General features: G+C 46.6%; 15 protein-coding genes, 1 tRNA gene and 1 pseudogene. 5 read left to right on the forward strand and 12 right to left on the reverse strand.

What is annotated here, in order from left to right; genetic code table 11:
* The first annotated feature begins 2 nt into the window (after window positions 1-2).
* The 4 genes from ltrA to KI362_RS03830 all read left to right on the forward strand — a co-directional run bounded on the left by ltrA (window position 3) and on the right by KI362_RS03830 (window position 2,726).
* Complete coding sequence (gene ltrA / locus KI362_RS03815; RefSeq protein WP_301624981.1) at window positions 3-1,526, forward strand: group II intron reverse transcriptase/maturase; 1,524 nt, start codon at window positions 3-5, stop codon at window positions 1,524-1,526.
* Window positions 1,527-1,600: 74 nt separating this feature from the next.
* Window positions 1,601-2,086 carry an IS3 family transposase gene (locus tag KI362_RS03820; protein ID WP_301625249.1) on the forward strand — a complete coding sequence of 162 codons (486 nt, stop codon included), beginning with the start codon at window positions 1,601-1,603 and terminating at the stop codon, window positions 2,084-2,086.
* Between the two features lie 37 nt (window positions 2,087-2,123).
* Window positions 2,124-2,465 carry an MmcQ/YjbR family DNA-binding protein gene (locus KI362_RS03825; protein ID WP_301624983.1) on the forward strand — a complete coding sequence of 114 codons (342 nt, stop codon included), beginning with the start codon at window positions 2,124-2,126 and terminating at the stop codon, window positions 2,463-2,465.
* Between the two features lie 42 nt (window positions 2,466-2,507).
* Window positions 2,508-2,726 carry a DNA-binding protein gene (locus KI362_RS03830; protein WP_301624985.1) on the forward strand — a complete coding sequence of 73 codons (219 nt, stop codon included), beginning with the start codon at window positions 2,508-2,510 and terminating at the stop codon, window positions 2,724-2,726.
* Between the two features lie 162 nt (window positions 2,727-2,888).
* Here the strand turns inward: KI362_RS03830 and KI362_RS25495 are convergent, their stop codons facing one another.
* Both KI362_RS25495 and KI362_RS03835 read right to left on the reverse strand, forming a co-directional pair.
* Window positions 2,889-3,152, reverse strand: a complete 264-nt coding sequence (locus KI362_RS25495) for a YkvA family protein (protein ID WP_374705620.1) — start codon at window positions 3,150-3,152, stop codon at window positions 2,889-2,891.
* A gap of 58 nt (window positions 3,153-3,210) precedes the next feature.
* Window positions 3,211-3,298: transfer RNA gene (locus KI362_RS03835), tRNA-Leu, on the reverse strand.
* A gap of 585 nt (window positions 3,299-3,883) precedes the next feature.
* Between KI362_RS03835 and KI362_RS03840 the strand changes: the two genes are divergently transcribed.
* Window positions 3,884-4,804: an ArsR/SmtB family transcription factor gene (locus KI362_RS03840; protein WP_301624987.1), complete on the forward strand. Its 921-nt coding sequence runs from the start codon at window positions 3,884-3,886 to the stop codon at window positions 4,802-4,804.
* Window positions 4,805-4,856: 52 nt separating this feature from the next.
* Here the strand turns inward: KI362_RS03840 and KI362_RS03845 are convergent, their stop codons facing one another.
* The 10 genes and pseudogenes from KI362_RS03845 to KI362_RS03890 all read right to left on the reverse strand — a co-directional run bounded on the left by KI362_RS03845 (window position 4,857) and on the right by KI362_RS03890 (window position 19,533).
* Entirely contained in the window at window positions 4,857-6,926 is a 2,070-nt protein-coding gene (locus KI362_RS03845; protein WP_301624988.1) for a glycoside hydrolase family 43 protein, read from the reverse strand.
* A gap of 502 nt (window positions 6,927-7,428) precedes the next feature.
* Window positions 7,429-8,280 (reverse strand): hypothetical protein, encoded by an 852-nt coding sequence (locus KI362_RS03850; protein WP_301624989.1) that lies wholly within the window; start codon window positions 8,278-8,280, stop codon window positions 7,429-7,431.
* Window positions 8,281-8,607: 327 nt separating this feature from the next.
* Entirely contained in the window at window positions 8,608-9,162 is a 555-nt protein-coding gene (locus KI362_RS03855) for a hypothetical protein (RefSeq protein WP_301624991.1), read from the reverse strand.
* Between the two features lie 295 nt (window positions 9,163-9,457).
* The gene (locus KI362_RS03860) at window positions 9,458-10,018 is read right to left on the reverse strand and encodes a DUF1697 domain-containing protein (RefSeq protein WP_306432815.1); all 561 of its coding nucleotides are present in this window, start codon (window positions 10,016-10,018) and stop codon (window positions 9,458-9,460) included.
* Window positions 10,019-10,028: 10 nt separating this feature from the next.
* Window positions 10,029-12,131 carry a 5'-nucleotidase C-terminal domain-containing protein gene (locus KI362_RS03865; protein WP_301624994.1) on the reverse strand — a complete coding sequence of 701 codons (2,103 nt, stop codon included), beginning with the start codon at window positions 12,129-12,131 and terminating at the stop codon, window positions 10,029-10,031.
* A gap of 309 nt (window positions 12,132-12,440) precedes the next feature.
* Window positions 12,441-14,045: an alkaline phosphatase family protein gene (locus KI362_RS03870; protein ID WP_301624996.1), complete on the reverse strand. Its 1,605-nt coding sequence runs from the start codon at window positions 14,043-14,045 to the stop codon at window positions 12,441-12,443.
* Window positions 14,046-14,221: 176 nt separating this feature from the next.
* Window positions 14,222-15,333, reverse strand: a pseudogene (gene glf, locus KI362_RS03875) (UDP-galactopyranose mutase).
* A 16-nt stretch (window positions 15,334-15,349) separates the two neighbouring features.
* A complete protein-coding gene (locus tag KI362_RS03880) occupies window positions 15,350-16,366 on the reverse strand; it encodes a glycosyltransferase family 2 protein (RefSeq protein WP_301624997.1) in 1,017 nt (338 codons plus the stop codon).
* A gap of 122 nt (window positions 16,367-16,488) precedes the next feature.
* On the reverse strand, window positions 16,489-17,094 hold the full coding sequence (locus tag KI362_RS03885; RefSeq protein ID WP_044477885.1) for a hypothetical protein: 606 nt from the start codon (window positions 17,092-17,094) through the stop codon (window positions 16,489-16,491).
* Between the two features lie 12 nt (window positions 17,095-17,106).
* Window positions 17,107-19,533, reverse strand: a complete 2,427-nt coding sequence (locus KI362_RS03890; RefSeq protein ID WP_301624999.1) for a beta-glucosidase family protein — start codon at window positions 19,531-19,533, stop codon at window positions 17,107-17,109.
* Between the last annotated feature and the right edge of the window lie 121 nt (window positions 19,534-19,654).

The raw sequence follows: 19,654 nt of genomic DNA on the forward strand, positions 1-19,654 counted from the left end.
AAATGCAAAGCAAACTGGCGACATGGTCAACTGAAAACAAGGAACGCAAGTTCGACCGACTCATTAGACTAATTGCTGACAGGTCTTGGCTAAGTGAAGCTGCTCGCATTACTCTCGCTTCAAGTGGAGCTCGAACAGCGGGTGTAGATGGCGTAAACAAGTGCAAGATGGAAGAAATACTCGACCTTGAACTGGAAATGTTACGCCATGAATTGCTAACGGGAAACTACTGTCCGCATCCAGCCCGACGGGTATACATCCCCAAAGCAAATGGCAAACTCAGGCCGCTAGGTATTCCTTGTCTTCGAGATCGTATCGTACAAAGGGCAATGTTGATGGCAATGGAACCAATATGGGAAAGTGACTTTCATCCGGTCTCCTATGGATTCAGACCAGCGCGGAGCGTTCATCATGCAATTCGAACTATCAAGATGCAATTGCAAGATGGAAACGAACAAACGAATGCAACCGCCGGCCGCTGGGTCATTGAAGGTGACTTGGCGAGCTATTTCGATACCGTACACCATCGGCTGCTTATGAAGGCTGTCCGTAAACGTATCTCTGACCAAAGATTCCTTTCCTTGCTGTGGAAGATGATCAAGGCAGGATGCGTAGACCATGGTTTATTTCGTGCTTCAAGTGAGGGAGTTCCGCAGGGTGGGGTCATCTCACCGCTACTATCCAATATTATGTTACACGAATTTGACCAATGGATGGAAGCGAAATTTCTGAACAAGAAGGCGCGGAAAGATCGTTGGGCTTGGAACTTCGGCATCCTGAACAAGCGTCCTATCGCGATACATGAAAATCGACAATGGAAACCAGCAATCTCTTATTGCCGTTATGCAGACGACTTTGTAGTTGTCGTCAAGGGAACCAAGGCCCATGCTGAAGAAGTGCGAGAGGCATGCCGGGGATTTCTCGAAGATAAGCTAAAACTTACATTAAATATGGAAAAGACACATATTACGCACGTGAACGATGGTTTTACTTTCCTCGGTCATCGCATTATTCGCAAACGAGGAGCCCGGGGACAAATGCGCCCTGTCTCATCCATCCCATGGGAGAAATACCGCCGCTTTACTGAGAAACTAGTCAAACAACTGTCAGGGAATTACGGCATGAACAGAATGGACTTAGTTGAAAGCCTTAACCGACAACTTGCAGGGTGGGCGAATTTCTACCAATACACGGACCACACAGCGACGATATACAGCAAAGTAGATCGCACGGTATTTTGGAAACTCGGATACTGGCTGGCACGAAAGTACAAACGCGGTTTTCGAGCGTTAATGCGAGACTATGTCCGATCACCGGAAAAAGGCAAAGCCAGAATCTGGGTACTGCAAGGTCAAAACAGCCGGGGCTTTTATGGGGAACTAGCACTGAGAAGGCTGATAACCAGCCGCAAAAGATGGTTCACATGGCGTAATCCGAACGAAAACCCATACATTCTCCGCTCTGAGAAACGTCGTACAATTGAATCCTATTATGACGAAGTCGCCTTTGCTTTAAGCAACACTTAAATGGAGAGCCGGATGCGCTGAGAGGTGCATGTCCGGTTCGGGAAGGAGAGGCAGGGAAATAGCTCGACTACGCCCTGTCTCTTACTTCACTTCCCTGTCGAGAAGGCCGGTTGTATTTGGCTAGTGTGCTTGACCTTTGTACGCGAGAGATTGTTGGCTGGAGGCTAGGAGAGCGAATGACGACCGATCTGGTACTAGGTGCCTTGGACGATGCATACAAAGCCAAACGGCCTCAGAAGGGACTCCTCCATCACTCCGATCAGGGATCTCAGTATGCCTCCGCAGATTACCGTAAACGGCTGAAGAAGTACCACATGAAAGCAAGCATGAGCCGCAAGGGGAATTGTTATGACAATGCCTGTATTGAATCGTTTCACAGCATACTAAAGAAAGAGTTTGTCTATTGTACCCGGTTTAAAACGAAGCAGCATGCACAGGATGAGATGTTTCAATACATTGAATTTTTTTATAACCGCAAGCGAATCCACAGTGCGCTGGGTTATGTTTCCCCTGTCCAGTTTGCAGCAAAGTTCAAAAAAAAGAAAAACCGCATAATCTGATTTTCTTTTGTGTCCACTTTCTTGACGGAGGTCCAAAATGAAATTAGAAGAAATCGTAGAATACTGTTTATCTTATCCAGCTTCATATGAAGATCATCCATTTGGAGAAGGTTGGATAGCCATACGCCACAAAGGAAACAAGAAGCTCTTTGCGTTAATATTTGAAAAAGACGATCATCTTTGCGTTAACCTGAAATGTGATCCTGATCGATCTGATTTCCTTCGAAACGCATTTAAAGAAGTTAAGCCGGGATATCATATGAGTAAAGAGCATTGGAATACGGTTATCTTAGATGGAGACCTTCCGGAGGATGATCTTCACGATATGGTAAAACATAGTTTTGACCTGACGAAACCCAAACGTAAAGTGAAAAAATAATTATTTTAGAAAATAAAATTTAATAATGAGGGTAGGCTAGACATGGACATTATTAATCATTCACCACCAGAAAACGATCTGCCCAATATGGGTAAGACCGCGAATCGTGTACTCCATAATGCTGGATTTTATCGGCTTGAGCAATTTATAAAAGTTACGGAATCGGATATTTTGAAGCTTCATGGGGTTGGACCGAAGGCAGTGAGAATACTGAATGATGCTCTTAAAGAGAAAGGGCTGTCTTTTGCAAAGAAACCATAAATTCGTTGTGCAAGTGCGGGGAACGTACCGGATAAGGTAGATATACTGTTTCAAGGCGCAACGAGGTTTCATCCCTCTACCATTCCCTGTTTTCTAAGACCGGTAATGCTATTGAAAATACACGTTTTGCTGAAAACATCTTTTTTCCTTTATACAGATATCTTAAGTCAATAATTTATAGCAGATGCTGCCGATCCAAACGACGATTATGATCCAAATCAAAATGAATAATGCACCAGTCACCCAATTTTTCTGTTTTCCCTGCTTCCTTATCTCCTCCGCTCTATCTCTGCACTCTGCAATAACAGGTTGAGGAATCATTTTAAGAAAGAGCGTAATTCCTAATGGAACAATGATTAAATCATCGAGATAGCCCAAAATAGGGATAAAATCCGGTATTAAATCAATCGGACAAATTCCAAGTATGCAAAAAGCTCCTGAATCTCCGCGAAAGGAAACTCAAGAGCTCGTTCATTGTCAAGTATGGTGCGGTCGAGAGGACTCGAACCTCCACGGGGGGTTAGCCCACACGGACCTGAACCGTGCGCGTCTGCCAATTCCGCCACGACCGCATGTAGTAAAACTTCAAAATTTACTGCAACAAAAATATGTTACCACGCTCCGCGAAGCAAGTCAATAAGTAATTTAAGGGCATAAGTAATATAAGGGCATTGCAATTTAGGGACAATGGTTGTGTTTATCATCATATTCCAATTCCGCCCATGAATGCCTTTAAGGATGCTCGCTTGTCATGCAGCAAGGTATTCAGATATACGTCATACCGCAATGATCGTGCAGGATGCTCCCGAATCATGCCCCAAATCATTTTAAGTGTAGCCAGTTTTGTACGATCTTTCGTATAAAGTGGCGGCCTGTGGCCCCTAAATGAAAGCATTTGTGCGTTTATTCGTACAAAATCTGCTTATCCAGGCCATAACTTAAAGTTTTGTGCGGTTTTCCGTATAAAATTACTTGTCTGACCACTACATCCATGATTTTTGTGCGATATTCCATACAAAAAGTCAGCGGCATCCGCAGATCTGTCCGATCTGAAGGGCCTGGCCAGCGAGATCGTGACCCTTGTTTGCCTGCTTAACCTTTTAGCTATACAATTATCTTAATCATTAATTAATTGGGTGAAAGCGAGGGAATACCCGATGAGAGAAATCTTGATTCATCCGGACAATCTGCCTCTATTTGAAGCACTCGCATCGGATACCCGGCTGAAGATCGTTGAGCTTCTGCTGCAGGGCCCTGGGAATATCAAGGAACTTGCGGAGCAATTAGGGCTGTCCTCCGCTATAATCACCAAGCACATCCAGAAGCTGGAGGAAGGCGGAATCGTACGCTGTGAGGCGATTCCTGCCAAGCGGGGCATGCAGAAGCAATGCCGCTTGGCGGATGATGAATATATGCTGCGGTATCCCTCTCATTTTACGGACAAACGCACGCTTCCTCTGTCCAATCAATATACCGTGTCCATTCCAATCGGACAATACTCCGCTTATCAAGTCAGGCCAACCTGCGGCCTTGCCTCCGAGCATAAGCTGATCGGCATGCGGGACGACCCGCGCTATTTTGCCGAGCCTGAATGCGCCAAGGCTCAGCATCTATGGTACTCCAGCGGCTTTGTGGAATATCGGATTCCGAACTATATGACCGCAGCCGAACAGATCAGCAGCATATCCATCTCCCTGGAGATCGCTTCCGAGGCTCCGGGCTATGAAGAGAACTGGCCATCTGACATCACATTTTCGTTGAATGGGCATCCGCTTTGCGTATGGACCTCTCCCGGTGACTTCGGAGAGCAGCGCGGAAAGCTGACTCCTTCCTGGTGGGGGGCGGGAAATACGCAATACGGTCTCCTTAAAACACTGCTTGTCAATGGAGAAGGCACCTTCGTTGACGGCGTAAAAATGTCCGATGTGCGGGTGAACGAGCTGAGCCTTGTCCGGTCAGAGGATATTCTGTTTCGAATCAGCTCTCTTCCGGAGGCCCGGCATCCGGGCGGAGTCAGCCTCTTCGGCAGAGCCTTCGGCAATTACGAGCAGGATATCGAAGTGATCATTACTACCTAAATGGATTAAACAAAGAAGGCCGGGAATAAGTCCCCGGCCTTCTTTGTTTATTTTATTTGCCGAGTTCGGTCAGCTGCAGATGCTCAATGACGGCATTGCCAGTGAGGATAATCCCTGGCGTTCCTTGCGATGGAGACACTGAACCGCAATAAACAATATCACGATCCATTCGCAGCATAAGCTGTCCTCCACGAAAAACGGAGCTTAAGGTGTGGGGCCGGCTCCAGTCGAAATGCCCGGGAAGCTGACGCGCCTCAAGGATTGATGCTTCACCGTTCACCTGCTGCACCACCCGCAGCATATTTGAGGAGCGATCCAGCACAAGTGCAACATAGTGTTCTGCGGATTCATACAATCCGTAAATACCAGCCTCCCCTCTCCGATGTCCTGGCGTGAGATCAAGCTGGAACTGGTACGAGGGTCCGCTGTGAGCAGGCAAATCAACAAGCCACTCTGAACGGGATGCAGGACTGGTGCCTAACATTTGCTCCATACAGCAGGCCAGCTGCCCCTTCCCGTGGATACGACGGATATGACTCGCTGCTCCGGCAGCCAAGGAACCTGTATATTCCAGATGCCGGGTAATCTCCACACTGTAGTAGTTAGCCGAGGTGAATTTTGTATACAGTCCGGCATATCCCTCACAAATCGGGAAGGAAGCCTCCAGCATCTTTACATCATCCAGCCAGACAACATAATTCTCGCCTGCCTGCTCAATACGCAGAAAATGGCTTGCTTCATAGTTAAAACCGGCAGGAAGCAATTTGCTTGCTTCCGGCAGCTTGACGCCTTGAACAACAGCATAGAGCCGAAGCCGCTTCTGCCCCACGTCCAGCAGACAGGCGGTATAGCTGTCATCTTCCTGGTAGCATGGATATACGCCATACAGTCCTCCCCGATGATCATGGTTCCAGGACAAATGAATCTCCATCCGCTTGGCTCCGAACTGCTCTGTGGTCAAAAGCGCCGCTTCGCCGCTTCGTTCCCTTTGGGTCAACACGCCTTGAGCAGCCTTCCAGTCCCCGCCCTCCGTCTTCCAATGGGCTTCCAGCTGCTCCTTATTGAACAGGTCGCGTACGGCGGGCATTGAAGGGGCGTCCTGCTCCGTATAGGTAGGGCCCGGGATCCACATTTCATCACCGCTCCAGAGCAAGCGGTCACTCCGCATCGTCCGCTGCTCCTTATCAAAGTCCAACGTATCCTTCGCGTCCCGCCCGTGATAGAATACCCAGTCATCCACATTGTTCAGACCGCGAACTACCGAATTATGACCTACGCCTTCTACCCCTTCATTTTTACGAAGCAACGGCTGATACTCCTGATCAGACGGGAACTTATTCCAGACCAGTTCACGCAAGCCCGCTCCGTCCTGTCCCTTCGCCATAGAATAGCCCAGGAAATAATTCGGGCGTACATAGGCATTGCCACTGTAAATGACATAATGCTTATCGCCTCTCCGCACATAACAGGCACCCTCGATCGTATGCCAGTCGCGGCCGTCGCCAAAACGATTCTCTTCATATATTTCCTCATCCAGGGTAGGCACCACAACAATCTGCGGCTGACCGGACGGCGTGAGCATATCCACCAGCTTATCCACCAGGATCACCGTGCCCGGACGCTCCGCATCCACTCCGGCATATTCATTATTCGAATAAAATAAATAATAATCGCCCTGCTCATCCTTTACCACATGCGCATCAATCGAGAAGGTATCATATAGCGTTCTGCGCATCTCATACGGACCCTCCGGCCGATCAGCTTCAGCTACGAGCAGGCGCTGCAAATGGACATCGTCCGCTTCCTCCGGCATGGAGGAGACGTACATATAGAACTTGCCGTTCTCGTACACGACCGCCGGTGCCCAGTACCCTTTTCTGCCCTCAAGCTGAAAGGCATATCCGAGGTGGGTCCAATTCACCAGGTCGATAGAATGCAGGACAAGCACCCCCTTGCCTCCCGTAGCAAAAGCGTAATATTCTCCTTGATGCTTCAGTACATACGGATCGGGATGAACCTTGGACTGGGCACCGTCAGTACCATTTCCAGGGGTAAGCTTAAGCGGGTTAACAAAAGTGCTGTCAGAGAGCACGGGCAAGAAGATTGAATTTTCCTGTAGCATAATTCTGAATCACCTCTAGTTATTTTATGTTAACATCTTTGTTAATCAATGAATTTATTTGTTTATTAAACAGTTTAAACCCCAAGCTCCCCTCTCCGCAACCCTTCTTCTCACAAATTTGCGGGACATAAAAAAGACGCACCGCAAAGCTACCGCAAGGCACGTCTTCTTCTAATGAACTTTTTCATCACCAGATTTCTCCTAATAAGACACTTGGACAATGGCACCATTCCTCTGATCTCCGTGCCTTCAGCCAGCTTTCCTCTAGATATTGCACAACCAGCAGCTCTAGTTCTTGGCCTTCTCTCATGAAAAGCACGTCCTGAACCTGCTCCAATTGCGTACCCCCGCCTGTCTATCAGAGGAAAGCTTGCGATAATTGCAGACTTCGCTATCCTACTAGATATTGGTAGTTTGTATCTACATCCTTCCTGACACAGTTGAAGACCCCTTGCAAAAGGGGGCTTTGTGTGCAAATATTGTCTGCGTAGCTTTCACCAACTTACTTGGAAATAATATAATAGCCGCCCCAAGTGCTATAATTAGCATAAGAATAGTTCCGGTCGCAAGTTCGTGGATCTGAGATATAATTACCAGATGCATCTCGATAGTCAATATTAGTTAATCCGGGTTTATGTGACCAACCGCCATCTGAATCCTGTCTATACCAATGATAATCAGTGCCTGGCGCTATAACAAGCGCGACTTTGTATTCATTTGAACCTGGCGTTTCGCTATAGCTTGAACTCCTAATTGTCCTTCCTAAATCCGCCATATCGGATTTTACCGCAGTAATTATTGCACTTGTAGTAAGCGAAGTGTAGTAATTTCCAGTTCTATACCCCGGTTGAAACATATAACCAGCTAACGGATCACTTGTGTCATTTGCAATTCTATTCAAAATATATCCATAACAATTTGCTCTAAAGACATTAGCTGGATCATTCCAATAGGAAGGGTTATAAGGGTATTCGCCGCCGCCTGTGGGCATCGAAGCAAGCAGAGATTTATCCTTAGTAGTTTTAGAGTCTGCCACAGCGGCTTGATTAACAGCTTGATCAGTAGCTTTATCAGATTCTATGCTTTTACGGACTTGATAATTATCCGGTGCTACATTTCTTCTAATATCAAATTCTTTGCCATCAATTTTGTGAACAAATTCACTTTCAACGGTAGCTTCAGGTACTGCCACAGCAGCTCCATCTGAATTTATACTTCTGCTGTAGTTATAATTATTCGGCGCTACGCTTTTTCTAATATCAATTTCTGCACCATCATTTCCAGCAGCAAATGAAGTTACTCCCAAACTCAGCATCAAAACAATAGATAATATCCAGCTTGAAAATTTTTTCATAACTATTCCTCCTCTGATCAATTTTTTGAACGACTCATCTTGTTGCATCTCAAGTCGCATCATCGAGGCGTAACAGTCTCCATTCTTATACCTGTGAGGCTCATTAACGGTATTCAACATCCCTCCCTTTATAGGTTATATATTCCATCTTTATCCAATTATATGATAACACAAAGATTTATGTGAGTAAATTACAAAATAAAGTATAAATGTAATTAAATCGAATGAAAATAGCAGGCTCAGGTTCTTACTAAGCCTGCTATACAGATAATTTTTGGTTATTTTTGTATTTTATTATTATTATATTTAATCATTACAGATACCAATTTAATTACTTTGAATAAACTCTTCTACATTATTTTCTCTAATATCTATATAACTTTCTGAATTATCGACTTTTACCAATCTAATATATGCAGGCTTTCCCCGTGGATTGTTCCCTCCAATAAGAAGGTAATAGTTTTCATCTATCCCATAACGCAAGATATAGAGTCCACTACCTATTTCCGTACTATCATAACTTTTAAAATCATTCCATGAAAGCTCTTGTCCTTTATGAGATAATTCTATCACTTTTTCTAAAGTCAATTTTTCTTTACGAAATAATTGCCATTGATTATCTATCATAACAACGATACCCTCCTTATAAGAAGCATATTGGGCCCCAACATACCCAAAATTACTTTGATCATTTTTTACTGGAATTTCGGAATCAGCTACTTGTGATGTAATTATGCCCATTAAATAGGAATCATCTATTTCAACGGAAATCCGCTCACCGGTATCAAGATAAAGATGATCTTCAATCATTAACATTGGTATTCGATCCGATTGTATACTACTTTCTGATTGTTTATTACTACAGGATGTCACTGTAATCATAAAAATGAATATACAAAACCAGATTATTTTCTTATTTATAACCATCTCCAAATTTCCTCCAACTTTAAAATATACTTCCTAAGTCATATACTTCTCAAGTCCAAAATATGCCCTAACGAATTCAAATGTACAATAAATACAAAAATATTATACGATACATTTGCAAAAAAATACCATATCCAAGTATAAAGCATAGTAGTAAAGATAGAGCTTGAGAACAACTGGCTTAAGCCCAAAAGAAAAGAGCCCCGCCGCAGCCGCGGCAGAGCTCTATTTCTAACGGATACAAAACCGGTCACTTGGAACAAGCTGCATAGATCTTGTTAACGGTATTGATGTTTCTTGAAGTCAAACGACTCTTGTAGGCTTTCTTGCCAAGCACCTTTGAACCGAAGTCGGTTCCTAGCGTGGAGCCTTTGGGGACCATCCAGAACGCCTCTCTGCCCACAGGAATGAACCGTTCTCCCGGCGCCTTGGGGGCAGAAGCGAATAGCCCGCTTAATTCGGAGACGACCTCTTTATGATCACAAAACAAACAGTAATGATGGAATTCGTCAGGAACCTCAACGGCGGAGGCTGCGGCAACGATATCTCCAATTTCATCTCTGGTTCTTAAGAATAAATGGCAATCATATTGGAATTCCTTGCCCAATGCCCGTGCAATCTCGGCGGTTTCCAGCTCTCCGAAAGCTTGGGAAGCATCCTGCGTTAAAATGATGTTTCCCGTTGCCAGAATGGTTTGAACATCTGGATAACCGAGACCGATCAATGCATCCTTTAAATCCTTCATCTTCATCGAAACGCCGTTAACGTTAATGCCTCTCATGAGCAATACATATTTACTCGCCATATGCATCACGATCCGATTAGTTCAACGCTTGAACAAGCAAGGAAACGATTTCGCCGCGAGTAAGCGTGGCAGAGCTATCCCCCACTTGGGCTTGCTCCTTGGTTACTGCCGCAAGAACCTTGGCAACCTCTCCGGCGGTCACTTGCTTGGATGGCTCGAAGCTGTCTGCGATCACGCCTTCCAGCAGTCCTGCCTCCTTCAGTGCAGCCACGGAAGATAAGGCCCATCCAGGAATAGCCGCTTCATCCGTGAACCCCGTAACATTCGTCGAAGCCTGAAGCTTCAATGCCCGGCTTAACATCACCGCTAATTCAACACGTGTTGCCTTATTATCCGGACGGAAGGAGCCGTCCGCATATCCATTAATGATGCCTGCCGCGGCAGCCTCCTCGATCGCAGCAGCATTCGCATGCCCTGAGATATCGCTAAATTCTACAGAGAGAGAAGCCCCTTTCACATCGATAATCCGGCCCTCCGGCTGTACGTTTACCGTACCAACTGTATCCAGATACTCGCGGAACACTTCATAATCAACCAGGTTCAATTCATAGAAGCGTCCGGCATTCTTGGCCTGCTTCATAGATGTGTAGAAATCTCCGCCATCGGCCGTATAAGAATTTGTCGCTACAATATAATATGCCTTTGGATCGATATCGGAGTAAGAGCCGTCCGCCTGCTTGATTTGAACCTGGACGATACGATTCCCTGCTTGAGTCTTGGCTCCGGTTACCGCATCAAGCACATCGCCGGCCTTGGTCGAATCATAATAGAAACGCATGCCCGAGATTTGCGGGAAACGGCCTTCTCCGTTCTCCACACCGCTCACGCCATTTTCCAATGCTGCAACGATCTCTTCACCCGTCATTTTCAGAGCGGAAAGGTTGTTGCCGAAGGGCATCGTCGTCAGCAAATGACCCAGCGTAATATCTCCAGCGCCGATGGATGCGCGAATGCCTCCGCCGTTCTGGATCGTGACATAGCCTTCCACATCGGATTCCTTCACAATACTCATCACTTTAGCTCTCATACCGTCAGCAACAAGATCACCCAGATTGGTCTCCTGCGTCCGTACCGTGCTGCGTTCTCCATCAAGGTCCACCAATGTCTTGCCGATCACCGTCTGCTTCAGTTCTTCCAAAGGTGCCGCATATTCCTTCAGCTTCGCCTCGGATTCAGCATCCCCCTTGATGAGGTACTCACCGGCATCATTTTGAGCATCCAGCGAAATCAGCTTGTCCTGCCATTCCGTCAGAACACCATCCGCATCAAAGACAACATCCAGCTGACCCAGATACTTGTTGTATTCGCCGGTTTGAACGATCAGTGTCGGCTCCCCGTCCGCATGATGGACCTCCGCCTCATTCAATTGCGTATGGGAGTGGCCGCCGACAATGATATCGATCCCTTCCACGGCTTCGGCCAATTCCTGGTCAACCGTATAGCCCAAATGGGATAACACAACGATTTTGTTGATTCCTTGGGCCTCCAGCGCCTCTACCTGCTGCCTGGCACTCTCGACCTCATCAGCGAATTTAATGTTCTCGCCCGGAGAAGCAAGGACCGCTGACTCCGGTGTGGTCAAGCCGATAATCCCAACCTTTTCACCTTGAACCTCTTTAATAATGGCCGGATAAATGTTCCCTGCTTCAGCAGGCGCACCGATGTCCTGCTTGGCATAGGCACTAAGAATCGGCTCCTTGCTGAAATCAATATTGGCGCTCACAAACGGGAACTTTGCCGCCTTCACGAACTCGACCAATCCCTCCGGACCCTTGTCAAATTCATGATTGCCAAATGTCATGGCATCATAGCTCAGCTTGTTCATGAAGAACAAATCTGCCAGGCCGTTAAACTGGTTGTAGTAGAGCGTTCCTGAAAATACATCCCCGGCATCCAGCAACAAGGTGCTGTCGTTGCGCGCTTCATTGACAGCCGTCACCCGGCGGGCAATGTTGTCCAGGTGCGCATGCGTATCATTCGTATGTAATACCCGAAGCTCAAACTTTTCTGTTGAAGCCGTTGTTTCCGCAGCCTTCGCTGTGCCAAATGCTGCTCCCGACAGCAACCCTGAAGCTACCAGTGCAACAGCTAGCAGCTTGCCAAAAGATGATCTTGCCAAATGCATAGCGTGGATTCCTTCTTTCAATTCGTATTTTTGGAACGATGAATCTACTAATACTATAAATTTAATAGATTTCTATGTAAACTAATTTAACACAAAGACCCAATTGATTTTACAATTCTCTTATTATCCTGACATGGTTCGTCATGTTGTGTGTGAATTCACAATATAGAAATGTACAAAGAAACGGAGCCGTGGCATTCAAAAGCCCTTGAATTCCCGTAAGGACAAATTCAAGGGCTTGCGTTCTATATTTATTTATGTTCGGAACTCCTCAAGCTGCTCATAATACTCTTGCTGCCTGGTCTATTGCTTTCTCTGCGTCTCCTTCGCCAAGAGTTTAAGCAAATAAGCTTTTAAGTCAACCATCCGCAAATAGTCCGGCTTTTGATCCGTGCCGCAAATAATCAACGGAACAAGCGATTCCATCTTGCGAATAGAACCGTGTCCGCCTCCTCCTTTGTGCGTGGGTGAATTGCCGCCTGTAAGCTCATATCCAGGTTTAGCCGTAACGACCAGAAATTCGCCCCGGTGAGAACGGAGTGCGCTTGACAAGCGCTTCAGAACATCAGGATAAAGATCGTATTTCAAGAAATGCTTGGCCCGGTCTACGCTCAAATCCAGCACCTCTTCGTCCTGTTCGACCGTCCATGCCTGGTTATAGGAATCGGTCAGGCCGCCGCCCGCTTTAAATTTGATCAGCTTGGCAGTGGATCCCTGCAAGGCGTAATTCCATTCCTTTTCTCTCCAGGAAATGAAATCGATACGCTGATCATTCTTTAAGATGTTTGCCAATTCTCTTAAGGAACGATCCGCTTTTAAAGAGTATACATAGGCCATCGTTTCATTGACGGCAAGAACGATCTCCGTCTCCTCAGATACGGCTTCACCCGGCCGCAGAATGTTGGTATCTCCCAGCAAGGCGGGCAGATCAATAACCGGATTCTGTTCATTAGGCAGGATGCGGGTCATGCCGCTGTCTCCTGCAATGATGAATACGGCTTCTTGTACAGCTTTTTCCGGGGATCCGAAGGTTTGTAATAAGGATAGAAGCTGCTGATCCAGCTCTTTGACCTTGGCAAGCCCTGCAGGACCCTTCTTATGCAGCTCCCGATCTAAATCCGGCAAATAGACGAACAAAAAATCAGGTAATTTATTGGATTGAACCAGATATTTTACGGCTTCAACAGCGAAATCATTTTGAACGCCCATCCGATTCAATAGACCATCCGGCAGGTCTTTAATGCCTTGAAACGGATTGGACAAGGACCCCAGCGACAACAGGTCCGGCCCTTTGACATCAATCTCTTTCGGTAAAGAAGCAGGGATTTGAATCCACTCGGGAATCACCAGCTTATGATTGGACGCTCCCCTGTAAATCAAGCCGTTGATCGAACCCGACTTTAATCCTTGACGGGCCAAGTCTTCATAGATTGTGGGCACGTCCTTGCTCAAATGGCTCCCGTTCAAATCCATGAGTGAGTCCGTCAAAACCGGATTAACGCCTTGCTTGATGATTTCCAGCGGACCTGTCCCATAATTGATCACTTTCTTATTGTCTGCGGAATACCAGGTCAGACCAGGCACCCGATGAACGTCAGAATACGCGCCGGTCATTAGCGAGCTGTCGATGGTGACAGACATCGTGGGAAAAGAACTGACCAGATTTTTATAATATTGTCCGTGTTCAGTAAGGAATTTGAATGCGGGAAGCTCCTGCTGGCTGATGCCTTGATCGATCGCCTGAACCATTAAAGAGTCCGCCATCAGGAAAATGACCTTTTTGGTATGTTCTCCGTTTGCGGAATGGATCCGCAGCAAATCTTGTTCTTTTGGTTTGGAGTGCTGGCATCCGATCAGCATAATCATGATAAAGATGGAGAGCCCGATCCAAATCTCCTTTTTTCTCATAACAACTCACCCCGTTTATGTACATTGTGTCTTGAAGTTCTTGGGATTATTCGAGGCAAGATCCTGCTAGCAGCTGTATGAGAATTCACTGGTTGGAAACCTAGGCCTGATATGCAAAATGCTCTTGAATCGTCCTTAGGGACAAATTCAAGAGCATAGATCGTTCGAAATAAATATTACATATCGTGTAAAACCTCTTTTGCTTTATGAAGCGCTGAAGCAATAACTTTATCCATATCATAATACTTATATTCGCCTAGACGTCCGCCGAAGATAACGCGGGGCTCGGCATCAGCCAACCGTTTGTAGCTGGCATACAACTCGCTGTTCGGTTCGTCATTAATCGGGTAGTAAGGCTCGTCGCCCGGTTTCCATTCCACGCTATACTCACGGGTGATTAAGGTCTGCGGTTGAGTACCGAATTCAAAATGCTTATGCTCAATAATTCGCGTATACGGAGTTTCGCAATCGGTATAATTTACTACAGCATTCCCCTGGTAGTTATCCATTTCCAGCAATTCGTTATCAAAGGTTAAGCTGCGATAGGCCAAAACCCCATATCTGTAATTAAAATAAGCATCAATCGGCCCGGTGTATACGATTTGTTCCGCCACCCCGTCCCAGTAGGCCTTATCGGCAAGATAGTCGGCTTCCAGCCTTACTTCAATGCCTTAATCATCTTTTCTACCATTGCGGTGTATCCGCCATGCGGAATCCCCTGGTAGGGATCATTGAAATAATTGTTATCATAGGTGAAACGCACCGGCAATCTGCGAATAATAAAAGCGGGCAACTCATGGCAAGGACGTCCCCATTGCTTTTCGGTATAGCCGCGAATTAACCTCTCGTAAATGTCCCGGCCCACCAAATTAATGGCTTGTTCCTCCAAATTGCGAGGATTTTCCACAAAGCTGTCGCGCCGCTGCTGTTCGATTTTCCGTCTGGCTTCTTCCGGGGTAACAACTCCCCACATTTGCCGAAAGGTATTCATATTGAACGGCAAATTGTAAAGCTCTCCCTTGTAGCTGGCTAATGGACTATTTGTAAATCGGTTAAACTCTGCGAACTGATTGACATACTGCCATACTTCTTTGTTGCCCGTATGAAAAATATGTGCGCCGTAGCGATGAACTTGAATATCCGCCACCTTTTCCGTGTAGACATTGCCGCCGATATGATTTCGCTTATCCAGGATCAGACAGGTTTTCCCCGCTTTCCTAGCCTCATGGGCGAATACTGCGCCGTATAGTCCCGCTCCGACAACCAGGAAATCGTATTTTTTATGCATCAGAGAAGCCTCCAAATCAGTTAAAGCCAACGACCTTCTGCGTAATTTTGTACACCCCGACCGAGATGCTGCGCCCCATCCGTCCCGGCAGACTCAACAGCCTTCCCATCATTCCGTACCGTAATTGATGATATAGCTCAAGGTCTGTTTCCTTAATATAATTCCAGAACTCTCGTTTCTTCTGTAAATGCTCTTTCGTTCCTCCACGAATCAGTAAGATCGTTGAAATCATCGTGACAATCTCAAGATGATGGAATAGATACTTGCTCTGCTTGGAGCTCGGATTGCTTTGCAGGCTCATCTGTTCAATTAATAGCCTGTTTACCTTTAGTTGTTGATCAATGCGCTTAATCATGACCTTCTCGTTGACCGATTGATCAGCACGGCCGATATAATATCTGTACAGATCGGTGTTCGAATAATAGATTTTATTCACATACGGCAAGGGCGCTGTTACATACAAGTTATCTACGTAAAAGGTATGCTTGGGCAGCACCAATCCACATTCTCGCAATACTGCTGTTCGATAAAGGAGCGAATGCATCATCAAATATTGGCCTTTGCGGAAGCGGCCGATCTCGTCCCAATTCAACACCTTATTTTCAGGCAGGACATTATCGTACCTCATCACCTTCTTGAATTTTGCACCCTCTTTGTCATAGACAAAGTTGCTAACCAGCAGATCGATGGTCTCGCCATCAGCCTCAAGCTGCTCCAGTGCGGCTAATATCTTCAGATACGCACGGGTATCCACCCAATCATCGCTGTCCACCACCTTGAAATAGCCGCCGGTCGCATATCTGATTCCTGTATTGACTGCTTCACCGTGCCCTCCATTGGCCTGATGAATCGATTTGATGATGGAAGGGTACTTTGCTGCATATTCGTCTGCAATCTCTCCGGTCTTGTCGCCTGAACCGTCATTTACTATCAGAATTTCTACGCTTTCCCCGCCCGGAAGTAGAGATTCTATACAGTATCTCATATAATCTTGTGAGTTATAGCAAGGAACAACGACTGATAATAGCTTCATGTTCACACAACCTTTACTTATTCTGCACTCCTCCAAAGTGACAGTATACCATATTTCACTTCAAACCACTGCCACTCAAGGGAAGGTTAATATCTCCAACACTAGCATCCCATTCTATGTTGTTATTTTTCTGGTTCCTGCTTAAAAATCACTTTAAAAATCGGGAAAAATACCCAGAATGAAATAGCGCTGTTGATGATCATCGTGATGACGTCCGCCGTTGTTTCTCCGGCGCCGCCCATCCCCCAAGTATTCATCAGCAAATTGTAAATCGGAGCTTTATACAAGCCCTGTGCGGCAGCTGCACCGATTGAAATCACAATATAAGCGATAACATACCAAAAAGCGGCCTGCCAAATATTACTGTTGGATTTAAAGGTGATATTGCGCTGAAGAAAAAAATTAATAATTTGCGCCATTCCAATTGCGAGTTGTACGGCAATAAAGTAAGCAAGTCCGCCTCCTCCACCGGCTGACAATGCGCCTGCTGCATAATCAAATACATAATAAGGGGTACCATCAAAATTACTCCCTAACTGTAAAACCTGAAAGCTTGTATCAATAAGTGTTGTTTTCGCGAACAAGGACTTAAACAGCGGCATAACGACAATTTGCAAAACCGTAACTCCGTTACTCAACAGAAAAAAGATAAGAAACTGCGCTATGTTCGGATGCTTCTCCGAATATCTGCTCCAGAAACCGATTAATCCTCTTGAATGTTGTTTCATAAGCTGCTCTCCTTATTGTGATTTCGCCGCCTGCATCAGCTTTTTCCGTTCCTTCAACAGATGGCGCACCCCTTTAAAGAAGCTGCCGTTAACCATCATCAGCATCCCATCCACCATAGGCATATTTACTAGGCCGCCGGTCATTCTTGCAATTCCTCGAAACGGCATATGATAAACTGACATCATGATCAGGTTCGCTGTACTTCTCTTTCCGATTTTCCGCAAAAACCAATGGGCAAAGGTCATCGCATGAAAAGCAATCCGTGCAACCCAGCCTTTGGCGTATTGACATTGTGCAATCGTATCATTATACCCGAGCGGTCGTGTACGGTCCCAGGTCGCTTTAGGCACCGGATAACCCAGCAGTTGCTCAAATTCGGCTTGCGTGACATTGCTTGCCTTGCCGGAATAATAAGACGGAAGCTTAGTCGGCTCATACGGCAAGGGCGCACCGCTGCCGTTAACATGAAGATTTGCTTCCAATCGGATATCCACGCTGGATGCCCCGATCATGATCGCATAATCCGCTTCCTCCACTTCCCAACGATTCGTCTTGATATTAAAGTAGCGGAAGGCTTTATCATCGAACGGAATATGAACCTCTTTGCTCTCTCCAGCCCGCAGAAACAGCTTGCAGAATCCCTTCAATTCCTTGTTGGGACGGAAGATATTATCTGAAGTGCAGCCTACATATAACTGAGCAATCTCCATACCGTCCATAGAACCGCTGTTGGTAATGGTGAACATTGCTCCTGTGGAATCGACGAATAGATCGGAATATGCAAATGAGGTATAGCTTAATCCATAGCCGAACGGGTATAACACATCAACCCCGGCTTTGTCATAGTAGCGGTAGCCGAAAAACAGCGATTCCCGATATTCCACACTGACCTCTTTACCTGGAAAATGACTTGCTGCCGGTGTATCCTCGTAACGGAGCGGATAAGTTTCTGCCAGTTTGCCGGAAGGGTTAACCTGTCCTGTCAGTACTCGCAGCATGGCCTTCGCGCCTGCTTGACCACTGAGGTAGCCATGCACCAGGCCTTTCACTTGATGAATCCAAGGCATCTCAATGGCTGCCCCGCAGGATAGCACTGCGACGATATTCGGATTAACTTCGTGAAGAGCTGCAAGCAAGGCTACTTGATTGCCGGGAAGACGCATGCTCTGCCGGTCCAGCCCCTCCGCCTCTGTCACCTCGTCTAACCCGATATAGAGCAATACGATATCTGCCTGCTTGGCCAGTGCGCACGCCCGGGATAGCTTGCTGCGATTTCGCTTGCCATAGCGCTCGAAGCCCGGCTCGTAGCCGATGCTGTTGATGCCGAACTGCCCCAGCAATTGCAGGGTCTGATCCAGCTTGGTCGGATTAACAATCGACGACCCTGCCCCTTGATAACGGGCTTCCTTCGCAAAGTCCCCGATAACTGCAACCTTCTTTTCGGATCGGAGCGGAAGAATGCCGTCCTCATTTTTTAAGAGCACAATCGACTCTTCCGCAACCCGCTGCGCTGCAAGATGATGCTGTTCGATTGGAAGCTCTGTCTTGTTCTTTCCGTTGTCCGCCAATGCCTTTTCCGTAGTAAAGACAAGCTGCAACAGGCGGTCTACGCACTGATTAAGCACTTCTTCATCCAGCTTGCCGCTCTTCACTGCCTGAACGATTTCAGCGTTGGTCTCACCTGCGGTTGTCGGCATTTCAAGCTCATTTCCCGCGATTAAGCCGGCAATACGATCGTTGCTGCCTCCCCAATCGGTCACGACGACTCCGTCGAACTCCCATGCCTTACGCAGAATGTCCTGCATCAAATGCAGATTTTCATTGGTATACGTACCGTTCAGCTTGTTGTAGGAGGACATAACAGTCCGCGGCTTGCCTTCAGTGATGGCGATTTCAAAAGCCGTTAAATACATTTCCCGAAGCGTTCGCTCATCAACGATCGTGTCGATGGACATCCGGCGCTCTTCCTGATTGTTGGCGGCGAAATGCTTGACACACGCAGATACGCCATGCTCCTGAATGCCCCGAATATAGCCGGCAGCCATTTTTCCTGCGAGATAAGGATCCTCGCTGAAGTACTCAAAATTTCTGCCGCATAACGGGTCACGCTTCATATTGATGCCTGGCCCAAGCAGGACATGAACGTTCTGCGCTGCTGCTTCCTGACCCAGATGGTGTCCGATCTGCTCGCCCAGCTCCACGTTCCAGCTGTTGGCAACGGTTGCAGCCGTTGGGAAGCAGGTAGCAGGAAGGCTCGGGTTCAATCCAAGATGATCGGCTGCTTCCGCTTGCTTGCGAATCCCGTGCGGACCATCCGCAAGGAACATGCTTGGAATTCCTAACCGTTCGATATTCTGTGTTTGCCAGAAATCCTTGCCAGACATTAATGAAGCTTTCTCTTCCAGCGTCATTTTTTCAATAAGATCTCTATATTTCATGTCTCTTCTCCACTAATTCTAAAGTTTGAAATAAAGCGCATTCATTTCCCTTCTACCTGCTCACTGATCATTCTTCGTGTAAAGGCTCGCTCCATTGAATCATCCCCTTTTCTTGCTTTCA

The organism is Paenibacillus apis, assembly GCF_018333295.1.
In the GTDB taxonomy this organism is placed as follows: Bacteria; Bacillota; Bacilli; order Paenibacillales; family Paenibacillaceae; genus Fontibacillus; species Fontibacillus antibioticophila.